Source organism: Phocaeicola faecium (assembly GCF_014837055.1).
GTDB lineage: Bacteria > Bacteroidota > Bacteroidia > Bacteroidales > Bacteroidaceae > Phocaeicola > Phocaeicola gallinarum.
This window is the reverse complement of sequence record NZ_JACSPQ010000006.1, coordinates 1-18,035: the sequence shown is the minus strand read 5'-3', so window position 1 is coordinate 18,035 and position 18,035 is coordinate 1. Positions and strand designations below refer to the sequence as shown.

Genomic DNA, 18,035 nt, shown 5'->3' with positions numbered 1-18,035 from the left:
ATGTCCGTACTTTAAGTAGGTAAATTCATCCGATGTATCAATTTTACAAAGAGCTTATTTTAAGACTATTACGTTTCGGTCGGAAGTCTGAAAAATTCTAACGGTAGAACCGGGCGGTCTTTCGAATAGAAATGGTCAACTCTACCGCATGGAATAAGCAACGCTACCCGTAGCGTTTCGGGCTTTATTTTCAGCGTGACAGCAAGGTTATTCTGTGAATTTTACCTACTTTTGTAAAAGAACCGTATAGATTAGAATCGTATGAAACATGTTTTCCTTTTATATATCGTAGGGCTGATTTTTCCTTTTTCTCTCTCAGCTCAGCGTTTGATTGAAGTAGGCGATGGATATAGCAAAACTTCGGTTAATACGGCTGTGTTTCGGAACAATGCACTTGTTACCGACGGCGATACGCAATACATATCTTATTACGATGGCGAAGGATATGTAGTGTTGGGAAAACGGCAGTTGGGAACTTCGGAATGGACGCTGCAACGCACTCCGTATCAGGGAAACGTAGCCGATGCGCATAACGTAATCAGCATGATGGTAGACGGTGAGGGGTATCTGCACGTGGCTTTCGACCATCACGGCAATGCACTGAATTATTGTCGAAGCATCTCGCCGGGCAGTTTGACGTTGGGAAGTAAAGAACCGATGATAGGGCGTGATGAAGCCGATGTTACGTATCCGGAATTTTATCGTTTTGCAGACGGTAATCTGCTGTTTGTCTATCGTTCGGGAGCTTCCGGACGCGGTAATCTGGTGATGAACCGGTATGATGTGAAGACACGCGAGTGGAGCCGCGTGCAAGACGTGTTGATAGACGGCGAGAATCAGCGGAACGCTTACTGGCAACTGTATGTTGATGAAAAGGGGACAATTCATCTTTCGTGGGTGTGGCGTGAAACGTGGTTGGTTGAAACCAATCATGATTTGTGTTATGCGCGTTCTTCCGATGAAGGAAAAACATGGTATACCTCTTCGGGCAGGAAATATACACTTCCCATCCGTCTTGACAATGCCGAATATGCCTGCCGCATACCTCAGAACAGCGAGTTAATCAATCAAACCAGCATGAGTACGGATGCAGAAGGAAATCCGTATATCGTTACGTACTGGAGGGATAAGGGAAGCAGGGTTCCGCAATATCGTTTGGTGTGGAACGACGGAAAAGCATGGCATCACAGTCGGATTACAGATCGGAAACTTCCGTTTTCTCTGGCAGGAGGCGGTACGAAAATGATTCCCATTTCTCGTCCGCGCATTGTGGTAAACGAGGGAAAAGCATATTTCATATTCCGTGATGCGGAGCGAGGCGGTAAGGTCTCGATAGCCAGTACGGATGATTTGAGCCGAGGTGAGTGGGAGGTACGGGATTTGACCGACTTTTCAGTGGATGCGTGGGAACCGAATTTAGACACGGAGTTGTGGAAAAAACAGAAGAAACTGCATCTTTTTGTACAGGAAAATCATCAGGGCGACGGTGAGAAAACCGTGGATGGAGAGACTACGCCGGTATATGTATTAGAATTTCTTTCATTTTGATGTCATGGCTACGAAGCGAATCATAGCAGACGACGATTTCGGGCAAATCGTATTGCGTTCCCGGCGCGGAGCCCGTAACATTACAATGCGTGTCAAGCCGGACGGATTGTATCTGACTGTTCCTCCGCGAAGCCGTACGGAAGCTGTACTCGAAGCGTTGCGTCCGTTCAGAGCGCGCTTGTTGGAACAATATCTTCAGGTGAAACCCAAACGGATTGATTTTGATTACCGTATCCAAGCCGAATGTTTCCGGCTTTCTTTGGCTCCCGGCTCATGGAAATGTTTTACTATCCGTCATACAGAAGAAGGGATGGTGATATACTGTCCGCCGGGTACGGATTTCGCTCTTCCTGAAATACAACTACTGCTGCACAATGCGATTATCCGTGCCTTGAAACGTGCGGCAGAAAGCTATCTGCCTCCCTTGCTTGCTACATGGGCTGAACGTTTCAGACTTACTTATAATAAAGTACGGATAACAGGAGCACGCTCACGCTGGGGAAGCTGTTCGGGTACACGTACCATCAGCCTTTCGTGTTATTTGATGTTGGTTCCCGCCCATTTGATGGATTATGTCATTCTTCACGAACTTGCCCATACCAAAGAGATGAATCACGGTCCTCGGTTTTGGGAGCTGCTTGATAGTTTCACTGAAGGACAATCGCTTCGTCTGCGTGCGGAGTTACGCAAATTCCGTACAGCCTTTTAAGAAACTTAAACAGGCTCTAAACGTACAAATGTACGACAGTTTCTAAACATTGTAACTTCTGTGTTTGTTAAATCTTTAAACGGAAAATATATGAATATAAAAAACAGATTATTGCTTACGGCATGTTTGTCGTTGAGTTTATTGTTTGCAGGAAACGTAGAAGCATGTACAGGCATAACGCTGGTAGCAAAAGATAGTTCTCGGGTAGTGGCGCGCACCATCGAGTGGGGTGGAAGCGATTTAAACAGTCGCTATGTCATTGTTCCGAGAGGTTTTGAACAGCAATCGTACACACCTCAGGGCGTAAACGGAATGAAATTTAAAGCTCGTTACGGGTATGTAGGATTAGCCGTAGAACAAAAAGAATTTGTTGCCGAAGGACTGAACGAAGCGGGACTGTCTGCCGGACTGTTTTATTTTCCCGGTTACGGAGCTTACGAATCGTTTAATCCGTCACTGAAAGCCACGAGTGTGGCAGACTTGCAGGTAGTGTCGTTTGTGCTTGCTACTTGTAAAACAGTGGATGAGGTAAAGCAGGCGTTGAAGGAAGTGCAGGTAATAGCCGTCGACCCGCGGGCATCTACCGTACACTGGCGGTTTGCAGACCCTTCGGGACGGCAAATCGTATTAGAGATAGTAGACGGCAAACTCTGTTTTTACGAAAACGAACTGGGCGTACTTACCAATTCTCCGGGCTTTGATTGGCAGTTGACCAATCTGAACAATTACGTAAACTTGTATCCCGGTAGTGCAGACGGACAACAGCTGGGAACGATGAAATTGAAATCCTTCGGAGCAGGCAGCGGGTTTTTAGGTATTCCCGGCGATGTGACTCCCCCTTCGCGCTTTGTACGTGCTGCTTTCTACCAGTCGACGGCTCCGACACAAGATACCGGTGCAGACGCTGTACTTCAAGGCTTCCAGATATTAAACAACTTTGATATTCCGGTAGGTATAGAGTTTGCCGATGGTAAAATCCCGGCAAATATCCCAAGTGCTACCCAATGGACTTCGGCTACCGACATAACAAACCGTGTAATTTATTACCGCACAATGTATAATAGTGCTATTCGAGGTATCGATTTAAAGAAAATAGACTTCTCACAAGTACACTATAAAGTAGTGCCGTTGGATGCGGAAAAACGTCAGCCGGTTACTTTCCTGAATGAATGATTGAATAGAATCTGTTACAAAATCTGCCCGCATCTATTACAGTACGGGCAGATTTTGTGTATAAAAGATTGGTTTGCAGGAAAAATCAGTATTCCTGTAAAGGAAGTTCGTTATTTAATGCGCCAAGTGCATTCATAGCCAATGCTCCCATTTCATCTTCTCCCGGCATTACAACGATAGGCGCTATGCTTTCCAACCATTCGCGCAAGGTGCTTACACAATATTCATTGTGGGCAATGCCTCCGGTCAGAATAATGGCATCGGTCTGTGCATGAAGCGCAACGTGCATGGCTCCAACCTGTTTGGCAACAGTGTAAAGCATGGATTCGATAATAAGTTTATGCTTTTTGTCTCCGGCATGTGCCCATCGGATGATGGTAGGAACATCGGTCGTACCCAAGTGTGCCACCAGTCCTCCGCGTCCGTTCAGCATCTTACAAAGTTTCTTATGCGTATATTTCCCGCTGAAACACAGGTCAACTAATTGGCGTGCAGGAATAGTTCCCGCACGTTCGGGACTAAACGGACCCTCTCCGTTCAGTGCATTGTTAACATCTACTACCTTTCCGTAATGATGCGCACTGACAGAAATTCCGCCTCCTAAATGAGCAACAATGAGGTTCATGTCCTCGTATTTCCGTCCGATTCGGGCAGCATACCGACGGGAAACCGCCCGGCTGTTTAAAGCATGAAATACGGAAATGCGCGGTATTTCAGGGATTCCCGTCAGGCGGGCAATATCACGCAATTCATCGGTCACTACCGGATCGGCAATGAACGACGGACATCCTACGGCAGAAGCTATGTCGTCGGCAATCCATGCCGCAAGGTTTGAAGCATGTTCCATTGTCGAATGCCAAAGGTCATGCTTGATACGTTCGTTAATACGATATACACCCCCCGGCGTAGGCTTCAACATTCCCCCGCGAGCAATGACAGCATCAAATTTTAAAGCGATATTTGCTTTCTCTAATGCTTCAAGCGTATGCGTACGGCGGTATTCATATTGTTCATTGATGTGGTGGAAGTGTGCCAAATCTTCCGTAGAGTGATAAATACTTTCGCGCCACACCTGCTTGTCGTCTTCATAAACAGCAAGTTTGGTCGAAGTTGATCCCGGATTAATTACAAGTATCTTTTTCATAAATAGATTTTAATCATTTTGAGTGCTTGCCAAGCAAGCCAATGCCAAACTGTAATATTTTGAGTTGCCCGAATCGCTGCGTGAAGGAACAACTACGGGAGCGATGGTTCCGGTCAGCATTCCTGCCATATTCGCATCGCCGAAAAGCGAGAGCGTCTTATAAAAAGTGTTTCCCGATTCGATGTTCGGGAAAATCAATACATCCGCATTTCCCACTACGGGCGATGACAACCCTTTGATTTCTCCGCTGTGTTTGTCACACGCTGTTTTGGCATCCATTGGCCCGTCAATAAATACATTGCCGAATTTGCCTTCTTCGGCTTCCTTTTTCAACTCCACATAACTCAGCGTGTGAGGAAATTTTTCATTGATTTTTTCCGTGCAATGAATCAATGCGATACGGGGTTCTTCGCAGCCTAACTTTTTACACAGTGCAATGTCATTGGCTATCATGGAGCGATATTGCTCCAGCGTGGGGCGTGGAATTACCGCCGCATCCGAAAAGAAAAGCAATTTATGGTATAACGGAATTTGAGCTACGGTTACATGGCTCAGCACGCTTCCCGCAGGCAATAGTCCGTCTTCTTTTTTCAATACGGCACGGAGTAGGTTATCGGTATTGATAAGACCTTTCATCAGAATATCTGCTTCGCCCATACGTACCAGTTGTACGGCGTATGCAGCTGCTTCGTCGGGGGTAGCGGTCTCGTAAATCCGTACAAAGTCGGGTGATGCCGAACGGATATGATAAGCGGCTTCCCGGTGTGCAACATCAGTTACTAACAGATATTCGGCTATTTCTTCGCGCAGACTTCTTATTATTACGTATTCTGTATGTGGGTCGTTGGGACAAACTACCGCTACCCGCCTACGAATTTCGCGCGAGCGCAGAGCGTTTACCAACTGAGATAGCGTTCCAATTAATTCCATAATCATTAGATTTCCTAAACAAATATGGGAAATTAATCCGGATTAATCTCTATCTTTGTATAGTTTCCAATCAATATTTAACTTATGAAAACATCTTGCACGTTTGATATAAACAAATCGTATGCTGCGCTTCATAACCGCTTCCCAAATCATACCGACCATCCGGTTATCGGAATTACCGGAAATTTCAATGACGGAACTTTAATGTTGCTTTCGGGATATTATACATCCGTTTTGAAAGCAGGAGGTATTCCGTTTGTGATTCCGCCCTTCGAGGATACTGACATTTTGATAAATCTGTTGGATAATCTGGACGGACTTCTATTGACAGGGGGAGCGGATATTAATCCGCTTTATTTAGGAGAAGAACCGATAAAAGAATTACATAATATTAACCCTTACCGAGACTGTCAGGAATTACTGCTCACCCGTCTTGCTGCCAACCGTCAGATTCCTATATTAGGTATTTGCCGGGGGATTCAGGTTATGAATGCAGCCTTTGGCGGAAAACTGTATCAAGACATAGATGCACAAATGGAGGGAATGCACCTCAAGCACAGTCAGGATATGGACCGGGCGTTTGCTTCGCATACGGTAAATATCGAACCGGACAGTCTGCTTTCCCGAATCATGAATACCGGAACGTTGCCGGTCAATTCGTTTCACCATCAGGCGGTGGCAGAGCCGGCTCCCGGATTCCGTGTTTCGGCAAGAGCTGCCGACGGCGTGATAGAAGCCATTGAAAGTACAGAATACAAATCAATGTTGGGGGTTCAGTGGCATCCCGAATGTTTCATCCTGAACGGTGACAAGTGTATGATGCCGCTCTTCGGCTGGTTTATCCGCGAAGCCAAATCTTTCCGTGCAGCCAAGCGCCTGCATGAGCGGATACTTACACTGGATTCGCATTGTGACACACCCATGTTTTTCGGTCAGAACATTAATTTTGCCACGCGCGACGAGAAGATAAAAGTAGACCTTCACAAAATGACCGAAGGACGGCAAGACGCTACTATCATGGTGGCTTATATTCCTCAGAAAGAACGGACGGATGAAGCATTGCTGGCAGCTACGGCAAAAGCCGACCGTTTGCTGAACGACATTGAAGAAATGGTAGCCAATAATTGTACGGCGGTAGACATAGCACGCACTCCTGCCGATTTGTACCGGCTGAAAAAGGCAGGGAAGAAAGCCATTATGTTGGGGATTGAAAACGGATACGCCATCGGGAAAGATATTCGTAACGTAGAGCGTTTCCGAAACAGGGGAGTAGTATATATGACTTTGTGCCATAACGGAAACAACGATATTTGCGGCTCTGCGCGTTATAATGATGAAGGTTTGGGGGTAAGTGAATTTGGCGAACAGGTAATACGTGAGATGAACCGCGTGGGGATGATGGTCGACCTTTCTCATGCCGGGGAACGCAGTTTTTATGAAACGCTTGAAATAAGCCGTACTCCCGTCGTGTGTTCTCATTCATCTTGCCGTGCGTTATGCGAGCATCCCCGGAATCTTACCGATGAACAGTTGAGGGCCATCGCTCGCCGAGGAGGTGTAGTTCAAGTCTGTTTATATGGAGGATTTTTACGGTCGGACGTTCCGGCTACTATTTGCGATGCCGTCGAACACCTGCACCATATAGTTAATATTATGGGAATAGAGCATGTAGGAATAGGGACGGATTTCGATGGTGATGGAGGCATCATAGGATGTAATGATTCATCGGAATTGATAAATTTTACGCGCCGTTTGCTTTTAGAGCGCTATAGTGAAGCAGACATTCAGCGTATTTGGGGAGGTAATTTCTTGCGTGTGATGGAAGAAGTCCAACGCATATAAATAAAAAAAGGAGTACCGCTGTACTCCAACCTTTTGTTAACCTTAAATCTAATACTATGAAAAACACAGTACAAAGATACTGACTTTCGGTTATGCTGCAAATATTTCCATGTCAAAACCTTGTTTTATAACATGCTTTAAAGGTTAAGTTGTTAAAATTAAGAAAAAGGCTCTAAGTTTTTTAGCCGTTATATACGGGAAATTTCCCCTGTTTTGAGGGCTGAAAAATTCTATTCGGAAAGCAGGTGAACGCTTCGGGTAGAACCGGAAGGTTTATCCGCATAAGTTACCCAAAACTAACGGTTGCGTTTTGAGCCTGTGTTTCATTGGTTTTCCAAGTGCGTAAATAAAATTAAAATCGCCTCTGAATGAATCTTCTGGAGGTAAGTCAGAGGAATATATACAAAAAGTTGTATCTTTGCCCAAACTTCCAAACAGTATGTAAAATGATAACACTGAAAGAGTTTTTTTCTTTTAAAAAGAACCGCTTCTTCTGGCTCAATCTGGCCGGAATGATTCTGGTTATTGTCGGAGCGGCATGGGGTACGCTATTGTGGCTTGACAGCTACACACATCACGGCGAGTCGTATGTGGTGCCCGATGTGAAAAACAAAACCATCAGCGAAGCAGAAAAAACACTGAAAAACCAGCTTTTCAAAAGTACCATCATAGATTCTGTTTATGTAAAAGGTATGCCCGACGGGGTGGTGTTGGAACAGAAACCCATAAGCGGGTCGCGCGTGAAAGAGGGAAGAACGGTTTATCTTACCGTTACTACAACCGATGTTCCGCTCATAAAACTGCCCGACCTGATTGATAACAGTTCTTTCCGTCAGGCAGAAGCTAAACTGAAAGCAATGGGATTCCGTTTGACAGAGCCGGAGCTTGTACCCGGCGAGCAAGACTGGATTTACGGCATCAAATATCGGGGCAGCTCTTTGAAGGCGGGAGATAAAGTGCCTCACGAAGCGTTATTGACGTTATGCGTGGGGAGTATCGTGCTGCGCGATTCGCTCACTGTAGACTCTGCCCAGCTTCAGTTAGACTTGGCTCCTGATTCCGGAGAAAAACCTCAGGTAGATGATTCTTGGTTCTAACCGATTATAAACGTACATTCATGGCAGAAGATTATATCGACGAATTGGATGAGTCGTTTGACGATATTGAACCGGTAAGTGAGTCGCCCGAACTGTACGAACATTTCCGGGTGGTGGTGGATAAAGGACAAACCCCGGTGCGCATCGACAAATATTTGTTCGAGCGCATCGTCAATGCTTCACGCAACCGTATCCAGACGGCGGCAGACAACGGGTTTGTAATGGCGAACGGAAAGCCTGTGAAGAGTAGCTATAAGGTAAAGCCGCAAGATGTGTTGACCGTAATGATGGACCGTCCGCGTTACGACAATGACATTATCCCCGAAGACATTCCTTTAGACATTGTTTACGAAGATGCCGACCTGATGGTTATAAACAAACCTGCGGGACTGGTGGTACATCCGGGATGCGGTAACTATCACGGTACGCTGGTCAATGCCATCGCATGGCATCTGCGCGATGTTCCTACCTATGACCCCAACGACCCCCAAGTGGGATTGGTGCATCGTATCGACAAAGATACTTCCGGCCTGCTGGTAGTGGCTAAAACTCCCGATGCGAAAACAAGCCTCGGATTACAGTTTTATAACAAGACTACCAAGCGCGAGTATAATGCGCTGGTATGGGGAAACATGGAGCAAGATACAGGCACCATCGTGGGAAACATCGGACGTAATCCGAAAGACCGTATGCAAATGGCGGTGATGGCAGACCCTGAACAGGGCAAACATGCCGTGACGCATTACGAAGTATTAGAGCGTTTGGGTTACGTGACACTGGTAAAATGTGTGCTTGAAACGGGGCGTACCCATCAGATAAGGGTTCACATGAAATACATTGGGCATACGCTGTTCAACGACGAACGTTACGGCGGCAATGAAATATTGAAGGGAACCCATTTCAGTAAGTATAAACAATTTGTAAATAACTGTTTCGACATCTGTCCCCGTCAGGCGCTTCATGCCAAGACGTTGGGCTTTGTACATCCGCGCACGGGTGAAGAAATGTTTTTCACTTCCGAACTGCCCGATGACATGACACGCTTGTTGGAGCGATGGAGAACGTATATCAGTAATAGAGAAGAATTATGAAACGTACCATTGCTATTGTAGCAGGAGGAGACTCATCGGAACACGGTGTTTCGATGAAAAGTGCAGAAGGAATTTATTCTTTCATCGACAAAGAAAAGTATAATCTTTATATCGTAGAGCTGACAAAAAAGAGTTGGGAAGCTCTGTTGCCTGACGGGACACGTGCCGCCATCGACAAAAACGATTTCAGTTTTACGGAAAACGGTAAGAAGGTAAAACCCGATTTCGCTTACATCACCATCCACGGAACACCGGGCGAGAACGGCATCCTGCAAGGCTATTTCGAGTTGTTGGATATTCCTTATTCTACATGTGATGTACTGGTATCGGCACTTACGTTCAGTAAATTTACATTAAACCAATACCTGAAAGGATTCGGAATACGTGTTGCCGAATCAATGTTGGTCAACAAACGTCATGGCATCAGCGACGAAGACGTTATCGAAAAAATAGGTTTGCCTTGCTTTATAAAACCCAATGCCAGCGGTTCGAGCTTTGGAGTAACCAAAGTAAAAACAAAGGAACAAATCCAGCCGGCATTGCAAAAGGCATTCGAAGAGTCGGACGACGTAATGGTTGAGGCATTCATGGACGGTATCGAACTGGCAAACGGATGTTACCGTGCAGGGGGAAAAACCGTGGTGTTACCGATAACCGAAGTGGTAAGCAAGAATGAATTTTTCGATTTTAATGCCAAATATAACGGCGAAGTAACCGAAATCACTCCCGCACGTCTCAGCAACGAACTGACCGGGCGTGTGCAGAAACTTACTTCTGCTCTCTATGATATATTGGGATGCAAAGGGCTGGTACGTGTGGATTATATCATTACCGAAGGTGAAAAAATTAATCTGCTTGAAATAAATACCACGCCGGGCATGACTGCTACCAGCTTCATTCCCCAGCAAGTACGTGCTGCCGGATTAAGCATGAAAGATGTTATGACGGATATTATTGAAGATTGTTTTTAAAATTTCGTATATTTGCAATATCACCAAACTAATCAAGCTATGAATATACCTGCCGAGTTTGACGACATTCGCCCTTATAATCCTGACGAACTTCAGGGAATATGCGAAGAACTGATTGCCGATCCTGACTTCCGAAAAGCGATAGAAAGCGTCATGCCGGGTGTACCGGTAGAGGCGTTGGCGGCGCAACTGAAACAATGTAAAACCAGTCTGGATATACAGAAAACTTTTTTCTACGAACTGCTTCATCAGATTATCCGTCAGCATAGCGATGGTTTCGAACTGGATGCTTCGCAACTGACAGATAAAACATGCAACTATACGTTTATTTCGAATCATCGTGACATTGTACTCGATCCGGGATTTCTTTCGGTGGGATTGCTTGATAACGGATTCCCCAATACCGTAGAAATAGCCATTGGCGATAACTTGTTGATTTATCCGTGGATAAAGAAATTAGTACGTATCAATAAATCGTTTATCGTGCAGCGTGCGCTCAGTATGAGGCAAATGTTGGAAGCATCTGCCCGTTTGTCGCGTTACATTCATTTTGCCGTTACGGAGAAAGGAGAAAATGTTTGGATTGCCCAACGGGAAGGACGGGCGAAAGACTCAAACGACCGTACGCAAGACAGTGTGTTGAAAATGCTTGTGCTGGGCGGAACGGGCGATGTCATCGACCGTTTGAAGGAGTTGAATATTGTTCCGCTTGCTCTTTCTTACGAATACGACCCCTGCGATTATCTGAAAGCTACGGAAATGCAGTTGAAACGGGATGTGGAAGGTTATAAGAAAAGTCAAGCAGACGATTTGCTCAATATGCAGACAGGTATCTTTGGCTATAAAGGACACGTCCATTTTCATGCGGCAAAATGTATAAGCAACGAGTTGGAAGCATTCCGCGGACTGCCGAAGACCGAGGTATTCGCTAAAGTGTCTCATTTGATAGATTTGCATATTCATCGCAACTATCGTCTTTATCCGGGCAATTACGTGGCGTGCGACTTGCTGGATGGGACGGATACATTTGCGTCGCATTATACGGCAGATGACAAATTGCGCTTCGAAACTTACCTGCAAAAGAAGTTGGATATGATTGACATTCCGAATAAAGACGAGGCATTCTTGCGCGAGCGGATGCTGGTGATGTATGCCAATCCTGTTATTAATCATCAGAAGGCTGTCGAAGAATGAAACTGAAATACCTTCTTCCGCTGTTGTGCCTCACTCTGCTTGTAGGGGTGTCGTGTAAAGAAGACGATTACGTGTATCCCAGTGTCGTGACCGAATTTATCGACGGGCAGACCGACAGCGAAGGAGTTCTATCGCGTTTGATTACCGATGAAGGTGAAGTATATACCATTCAGCCACGGGAAGGTTTAGACGGACTGACACCCGATTCGCTTTATCGGACCGTTTCCGTCTATCAGCCTTTAACCGAGTCGGGCGAAGTATATCTTTATTCTGCCCAGTTGATAATGGCGCTCGACCCGCTTCCTGCCGAGAGTTTTACCGAAGGAGTTGTAACCGATCCGCTTGATGTTCGGAGCGTATGGCGGTCGGGCGATTACATCAACTTGATTCTGAAACCCATGGTGAAAGATAAAAACCACGCTTTTCACTTTGCCGATTACGGAATAACGGAAGAAGGCGGAGCAAATACGCTTCATCTTACCCTTTACCATAATCGCAATGACGATTACGAGGCTTTCACACGCGAGGTTTATCTCTCCATTCCTCTGCGGGGATATAAAGACAAACTCCGGTCGGGCGATACGATAGCTTTACAGATAAATACCTACGAAAAAGGATTTTCTACCTATACATTTACCTACTGAGATATGATAAAAACCATTTATTTTACGCTTTTCGTATGTGCTTTTGCATTTTTTCTTTATGCGTGTAGCGACAAGGCAAAAGATAATTTCAAGAATCTTTCTGCCGATGAATTCGAACGCCTGATCGAAGACGAGAATATTCAGTGTGTTGATGTCCGTACGGTTGCCGAATATTCGGAAGGACACATCGGAGGAAGTTTGAATATCAATGTGATGGATGACAAGTTTTCGATGAATGCCGATGAGCTGTTAGATAAGGCACGTCCCGTAGCTGTTTATTGCAAAAGCGGACGCCGGAGCCGGAATGCCGCACGCCTTCTTACCGAAAAAGGTTTTGAAGTATACAATTTGGATAAAGGTTTCGACAACTGGAAAGAGTTAGGAAAAAACATTGAGCGATAGATTAAAAAAAATTAATCTATCTTCTGAGACTTAGTGTAAGTCGAATTTATAACAACTTTATTTTAAGGTTCTTACGTTTTATAGAAACGTTTGAAAAATTCTTCCCATAGAATCGGTCGGTTCTATGGGAAGCGTTGGTCAACGCTACCGCATAAGATGAGTGACACTAACGGTAGCGTTTTAATGCGGGTTCAGACTGCAATTAGTATTAAAATAGTTTAAAAAATGCAGCTGCGAATAAATAAGAACCTGTTTAAATTTTGCTCTGCCTGCGGTTTGAGAATTGTTTCGAGGATGATAGCGGTCTATCTGACGAGTAAAAACGGGGAAACAGATCGGAAACAAACTCAAAAAGGGGCGGATAAAAATACTTAATCGGAAAATTTAAACAGGCTCTAAGTAAAGAAGAGCCGATAGCAAGAATTTCTTAAATAAAATCCGGATAAAATTAGAACAGACTAAAAAAGTCTGATAAAAAATAGCATTTTAAAAGTAGAATATATATTTTTGTGCGGTTTTTCGAGCGAAGATTAATTTTATTGACAAGTAACGTATAGCTGATTCCGTGCCGGAGAAAAGTCGAAATAATTTCTATGCACACGAAACAGTTTTACGTCCTTCCCTATATATCTGCGGAGGGCGTTTCCTGTTTGTGCATAAAGGGCTTCGACTCCCTCTCCAGCAAATAGGCAAATGCTCTGCCGCTTTTTATTTTTCGGGTTGGCGGAAAATAGCCAGAAGGAATGCTCCGGTTTTAAACTCCGCAAGAATTTTCGTTAGTTTATTTCCTCATCAAAACTCTCTCATCCACACTAATGAGCTTGCGGAGTTTTTCCGTTTTTTTGTTTAGAGTTTGTTTACCCCTTTCAAGAGCAAAAAGAATTTTTTAGAATTATCAGGGAAAACAGATAAAATCGAAAGCAGACGCTAACTTTTAATTCAAAATTACTTCCTTTTATTCCCGAAGTCTTGTTATCTTTGCAGAAATTTGAGAGAAATACGTAAAAATCAATTAAATAAAACCCTCATTATGGAATATAATTTCAGAGAGATAGAAAAGAAATGGCAACAAAAATGGGTGGAAAATCGTACTTATAAAGTTACTGAGGACGAATCAAAACAAAAATTTTATGTTTTGAACATGTTCCCGTATCCATCGGGAGCCGGACTTCACGTAGGACACCCGTTGGGATATATTGCCAGCGATATTTATGCACGTTACAAACGCCTGCAAGGATTCAACGTTCTGAATCCGATGGGGTATGATGCTTACGGACTTCCTGCTGAGCAATATGCCATCCAAACCGGACAACACCCGGCTATTACGACCGCTGCCAATATCAATCGTTACCGCGAGCAATTAGATAAAATAGGGTTCTGTTTCGACTGGGACCGCGAAATCCGTACCTGCGAACCGGGGTATTATCATTGGACGCAATGGGCATTCCAGAAAATGTTCAACAGTTATTATGATAACGACAAGCAGCAGGCTCGTTCTGTCGCTGAGTTGGTGGCTGCCTTTGAACAGCAGGGAACAGAGGGATTGAACGTTGCTTGCAGTGAAGAACTGAGTTTTACGGCTGATGAATGGAAAGCTAAGACTGAAAAAGAACAGCAGGAGACTTTGATGAACTACCGTATTGCTTACTTGGGTGAAACGATGGTAAACTGGTGTCCGCAGTTGGGAACGGTATTGGCTAACGATGAAGTGGTAGACGGTGTATCGGTGCGTGGCGGTTATCCTGTGGTGCAGAAAAAAATGCGTCAGTGGTGTTTGCGCGTGTCGGCGTATGCACAGCGTTTGCTTGACGGGCTTGATACGATCAACTGGACGGAATCTTTGAAAGAAACCCAGCGTAACTGGATTGGTCGCTCTGAGGGTACGGAAGTACGCTTCAAGGTAAAAGACAGCGATTTGGAATTTACCATCTTTACTACCCGTGCCGATACGATGTTCGGTGTAACGTTTATGGTATTGGCTCCTGAAAGTGAGCTGGTTCCGCTGTTGACTACCGAATCTCAGAAAGCAGAGGTAGAGGCTTACCTTGACCGGACAAAAAAACGTACCGAACGCGAACGAATCTCCGACCGTCGTGTAACCGGCGTATTCAGCGGTTCGTATGCCGTTAATCCGTTTACGGGCGAAGCTGTTCCCGTTTGGATTAGCGATTATGTATTGGCGGGATACGGAACGGGAGCGATTATGGCTGTTCCGGCACACGACAGCCGCGACTATGCTTTTGCTAAACATTTCAATCTGCCGATTATTCCGTTGATAGAAGGTTGTGACGTAAGCGAAGAAAGTTTCGATGCGAAAGAAGGCATCGTTTGCAACTCACCGAAAGCCGGAGTTACGCCTTACTGTGATTTGAATCTGAACGGACTGACTGTAAAAGAGGCGATTGCTGCTACCAAAACATACGTAAAGGCGCATAACTTGGGACGTGTGAAAGTAAATTATCGCCTGCGCGATGCCATCTTCAGTCGGCAGCGTTATTGGGGCGAACCGTTCCCGGTTTATTACAAAGGCGGTATGCCTTACATGATCGACGAAAGCAAATTGCCGCTCGAACTGCCTGAAGTAGACAAGTTCTTACCCACCGAAACGGGTGAACCGCCGTTGGGACACGCTACCAAGTGGGCTTGGGATGTAGAAAAAGGCGAAGTGGTTGAAAACGCTAAGATAGATAATGTGACTGTATTCCCGCTCGAACTGAATACCATGCCGGGATTCGCCGGTTCAAGTGCATATTACCTGCGCTATATGGATCCGCATAATAACGAGGCTTTGGTTTCGGAAAAGGCAGACCGTTACTGGCAGAGTGTTGACCTTTACGTGGGAGGAACCGAACACGCTACCGGTCACTTGATTTATTCTCGCTTCTGGAATAAGTTCTTACATGATTTGGGCGTAAGCATCACCGAAGAACCCTTCCAGAAACTTATTAATCAGGGAATGATTCAGGGACGCAGTAATTTTGTCTATCGTATAAAAGACACCAACACGTTTGTTTCATTCGGCTTGAAAGGCGAGTACGATGTTACTCCCATCCATGTAGATGTAAATATCGTATCAAACGATGTGTTGGATGTGGAAGCCTTTAAAAACTGGCGTCCGGAATATAACAATGCCGAATTTATTCTTGAAGACGGCAAGTATATCTGCGGATGGGCGGTTGAAAAGATGAGTAAGTCGATGTATAACGTAGTAAACCCCGATATGATTGTTGAGAAATATGGAGCCGATACACTGCGTATGTACGAAATGTTCCTCGGCCCGGTAGAACAGTCAAAACCGTGGGATACGAACGGTATAGATGGAGTTCACCGTTTCTTGAAGAAACTTTGGAATCTGTTCTACGATCGTCAGGATAACTTCTTGCCGGCAGAAGGCGAAGCTACTAAAGAAGAGCTGAAAGCCATTCATAAGCTGATTAAGAAGGTTACAGGCGACATCGAAGCCTTCTCTTACAACACATCGGTCAGTGCGTTTATGATTTGCGTAAACGAGCTGACGTCGCTGAAGTGTCGTAACAAAGCCGTATTGAGTAACCTGATTGTCGTACTGGCTCCGTTTGCTCCCCATTTGGCGGAAGAGCTTTGGGAAGCATTGGGCAATGCTACTTCGGTATGCGACGCACACTGGCCTGCTTACGATGAAGCTTATCTGAAAGAAGATACGGTGAAATATACTATTTCTTTCAACGGAAAGGCGCGTTTTGTGATGGAATTTCCAGCCGATGCAGATAACGATACCATCCAGTCGGCAGTAATGAGCGAAGAACAATCACAGAAATGGATTGCCGGAAAAACTCCGAAGAAAGTGATTATTGTTCCTAAGAAGATTGTTAATATTGTACTTTAACAAATAAGTATTCTTGCATACGGGGGTTACACGAATGATACGGTCAAAAGCAATATCGTAAGTTTGTGTAATCCCCGTTTGCGTTTCGTATAACTTAATGTCAATAAAACGTGGAAGCATTACTAAGAAAAAAATTGGGGCGGGAGTCAAGAGATTACCTTGCCATTACCTTTGGTTTGATTTGTTACTCCATCGGGTGGGCGGCATTTCTGTTGCCTTATCAGATAACAACGGGTGGCGTTACCGGTATTGCGGCAATCATTTATTACGCCACGGGTGTCGAAATTCAGATTTCTTATTTTATTATCAATGCCGTGTTCTTGGGCTTTGCCTTGAAGATATTAGGACCGAAATTCAGCGTTAAAACCATCTATGCCATCTTTATGCTGACTTTCTTGCTTTGGTTCTTCCAAATGATTTTGAAAGACGACGACGGGAAACTTCCTCGTTTGCTTGGTGAAGGACAAGATTTCATGGCGTGTGTGATAGGAGCAGGACTGTTGGGTTTCGGACTTGGGATTGTGTTTTGTAACAACGGAAGCACGGGAGGAACCGACATCATTGCTTGGATTATTAATAAGTACAAAGACATTACGCTGGGGCGGATGATGATGTACTGCGATATTGTGATAATTTCGTCTTGTTACCTAATCTTTCACGATTGGCGCCGGGTATTGTTCGGTTTCTGTGTATTGTTTGTTATGAGCATTGTGATTGACTACGTGGTAAACAGTGCCCGTCAGTCGGTTCAGTTCCTTATTTTTTCGAAGCAGTACGAAAAAATAGCCGAAGCCATTGCAACAAAAGTAGACCGTGGCGTAACCTTGCTCGATGGGCAAGGATGGTACAGCAAGCAAGAAGTAAAAGTAATCGTGGTGTTGGCAAAGAAAAGAGAGTCGCTTGATATATTCCGTTTGGTGAAAGATATCGACCCCAATGCGTTTATTTCGCAAAGCAATGTGGTAGGTGTATATGGCGAAGGTTTCGACCAGTTGAAGATAAAATAAAGTCTTCTCAGAAATTTTTTCACACATTATTACTGCCCTCTTTGGTGAGAAAGCAATCTTTTTTTCACCAAAGAGGTATTTTTATGCCCTATTTTCTCACTCCCAAAAACGCAAGCCGAAGCGTTGCCTGTTTCTACCGCATGGAATAGGTGACGCTCCGAATAGAAATTCCCGTCCTTTCGGTTAGAAATTTCTCCGTGTTTGTGCCGCATAAATAAATGTAACCGCGTACGCCCGTATATATAGATGTGCGGTTTTTCCTTCTTCTCGGCTTCCCTTCCAAAAAGTTTCCGTTGTAAAACCCTGTTTTACAGCATATTTCCCACAAATATCAAAAAAATATGAAAAAAAGTGTGTGGAGTGTGTTGCGGAATCGGATAAAGTGCGTACTTTTGCACCCGCTTTCGGGAGCGAAAGC

General features: G+C 44.7%; 15 protein-coding genes. 12 read left to right on the top strand and 3 right to left on the bottom strand.

Annotation, left to right across the window (positions count from 1 at the left end):
- The first annotated feature begins 261 nt into the window (after positions 1–261).
- The 3 genes from H9626_RS07690 to H9626_RS07680 all read left to right on the top strand — a co-directional run bounded on the left by H9626_RS07690 (position 262) and on the right by H9626_RS07680 (position 3,430).
- Positions 262–1,548, top strand: coding sequence for an alpha-l-rhamnosidase (locus tag H9626_RS07690; protein ID WP_191710117.1), 1,287 nt, complete (start codon positions 262–264; stop codon positions 1,546–1,548).
- Positions 1,549–1,552: 4 nt separating this feature from the next.
- Complete coding sequence (locus tag H9626_RS07685) at positions 1,553–2,257, top strand: M48 family metallopeptidase (RefSeq protein WP_191710116.1); 705 nt, start codon at positions 1,553–1,555, stop codon at positions 2,255–2,257.
- A 96-nt stretch (positions 2,258–2,353) separates the two neighbouring features.
- Positions 2,354–3,430: a linear amide C-N hydrolase gene (locus H9626_RS07680; RefSeq protein ID WP_438616943.1), complete on the top strand. Its 1,077-nt coding sequence runs from the start codon at positions 2,354–2,356 to the stop codon at positions 3,428–3,430.
- A gap of 85 nt (positions 3,431–3,515) precedes the next feature.
- On the opposite strand, the gene buk is transcribed toward H9626_RS07680, so the two are convergent.
- Together buk and H9626_RS07670 are read right to left on the bottom strand one after the other, a co-directional pair.
- Positions 3,516–4,574: a butyrate kinase gene (gene buk, locus H9626_RS07675; protein ID WP_191710114.1), complete on the bottom strand. Its 1,059-nt coding sequence runs from the start codon at positions 4,572–4,574 to the stop codon at positions 3,516–3,518.
- Positions 4,575–4,583: 9 nt separating this feature from the next.
- Positions 4,584–5,504: a phosphate acyltransferase gene (locus H9626_RS07670; RefSeq protein ID WP_191710113.1), complete on the bottom strand. Its 921-nt coding sequence runs from the start codon at positions 5,502–5,504 to the stop codon at positions 4,584–4,586.
- An 84-nt stretch (positions 5,505–5,588) separates the two neighbouring features.
- Here H9626_RS07670 and H9626_RS07665 point away from each other — a divergent pair, with 84 nt between their 5' ends.
- The 9 genes from H9626_RS07665 to H9626_RS07625 all read left to right on the top strand — a co-directional run bounded on the left by H9626_RS07665 (position 5,589) and on the right by H9626_RS07625 (position 17,617).
- Complete coding sequence (locus H9626_RS07665; protein ID WP_178255572.1) at positions 5,589–7,346, top strand: membrane dipeptidase; 1,758 nt, start codon at positions 5,589–5,591, stop codon at positions 7,344–7,346.
- Positions 7,347–7,792: 446 nt separating this feature from the next.
- Positions 7,793–8,443: a PASTA domain-containing protein gene (locus H9626_RS07660; RefSeq protein WP_178255571.1), complete on the top strand. Its 651-nt coding sequence runs from the start codon at positions 7,793–7,795 to the stop codon at positions 8,441–8,443.
- Positions 8,444–8,463: 20 nt separating this feature from the next.
- Positions 8,464–9,534 (top strand): RluA family pseudouridine synthase, encoded by a 1,071-nt coding sequence (locus tag H9626_RS07655; protein WP_178255570.1) that lies wholly within the window; start codon positions 8,464–8,466, stop codon positions 9,532–9,534.
- Entirely contained in the window at positions 9,531–10,505 is a 975-nt protein-coding gene (locus H9626_RS07650) for a D-alanine--D-alanine ligase (RefSeq protein ID WP_191710112.1), read from the top strand. The genes H9626_RS07655 and H9626_RS07650 overlap by 4 nt, the downstream gene beginning before the upstream one ends.
- A gap of 39 nt (positions 10,506–10,544) precedes the next feature.
- Entirely contained in the window at positions 10,545–11,699 is a 1,155-nt protein-coding gene (locus H9626_RS07645) for an acyltransferase (protein ID WP_178255568.1), read from the top strand.
- Positions 11,696–12,343 carry a NigD1/NigD2 family lipoprotein gene (locus H9626_RS07640; protein WP_178255567.1) on the top strand — a complete coding sequence of 216 codons (648 nt, stop codon included), beginning with the start codon at positions 11,696–11,698 and terminating at the stop codon, positions 12,341–12,343. Before H9626_RS07645 ends, H9626_RS07640 begins: the two co-directional genes overlap by 4 nt.
- 3 nt (positions 12,344–12,346) lie before the next feature.
- Entirely contained in the window at positions 12,347–12,745 is a 399-nt protein-coding gene (locus H9626_RS07635; RefSeq protein ID WP_191710111.1) for a rhodanese-like domain-containing protein, read from the top strand.
- 1,030 nt (positions 12,746–13,775) lie between these two features.
- Positions 13,776–16,610, top strand: coding sequence for a leucine--tRNA ligase (gene leuS / locus H9626_RS07630; protein WP_191710110.1), 2,835 nt, complete (start codon positions 13,776–13,778; stop codon positions 16,608–16,610).
- Positions 16,611–16,720: 110 nt separating this feature from the next.
- Positions 16,721–17,617 (top strand): YitT family protein, encoded by an 897-nt coding sequence (locus H9626_RS07625; protein WP_178257638.1) that lies wholly within the window; start codon positions 16,721–16,723, stop codon positions 17,615–17,617.
- A 183-nt stretch (positions 17,618–17,800) separates the two neighbouring features.
- Here H9626_RS07625 and H9626_RS14880 read toward each other — a convergent pair.
- Positions 17,801–18,035 (bottom strand): hypothetical protein (locus tag H9626_RS14880; RefSeq protein ID WP_225230924.1); only part of this gene is annotated, 235 nt, incomplete at its 5' end.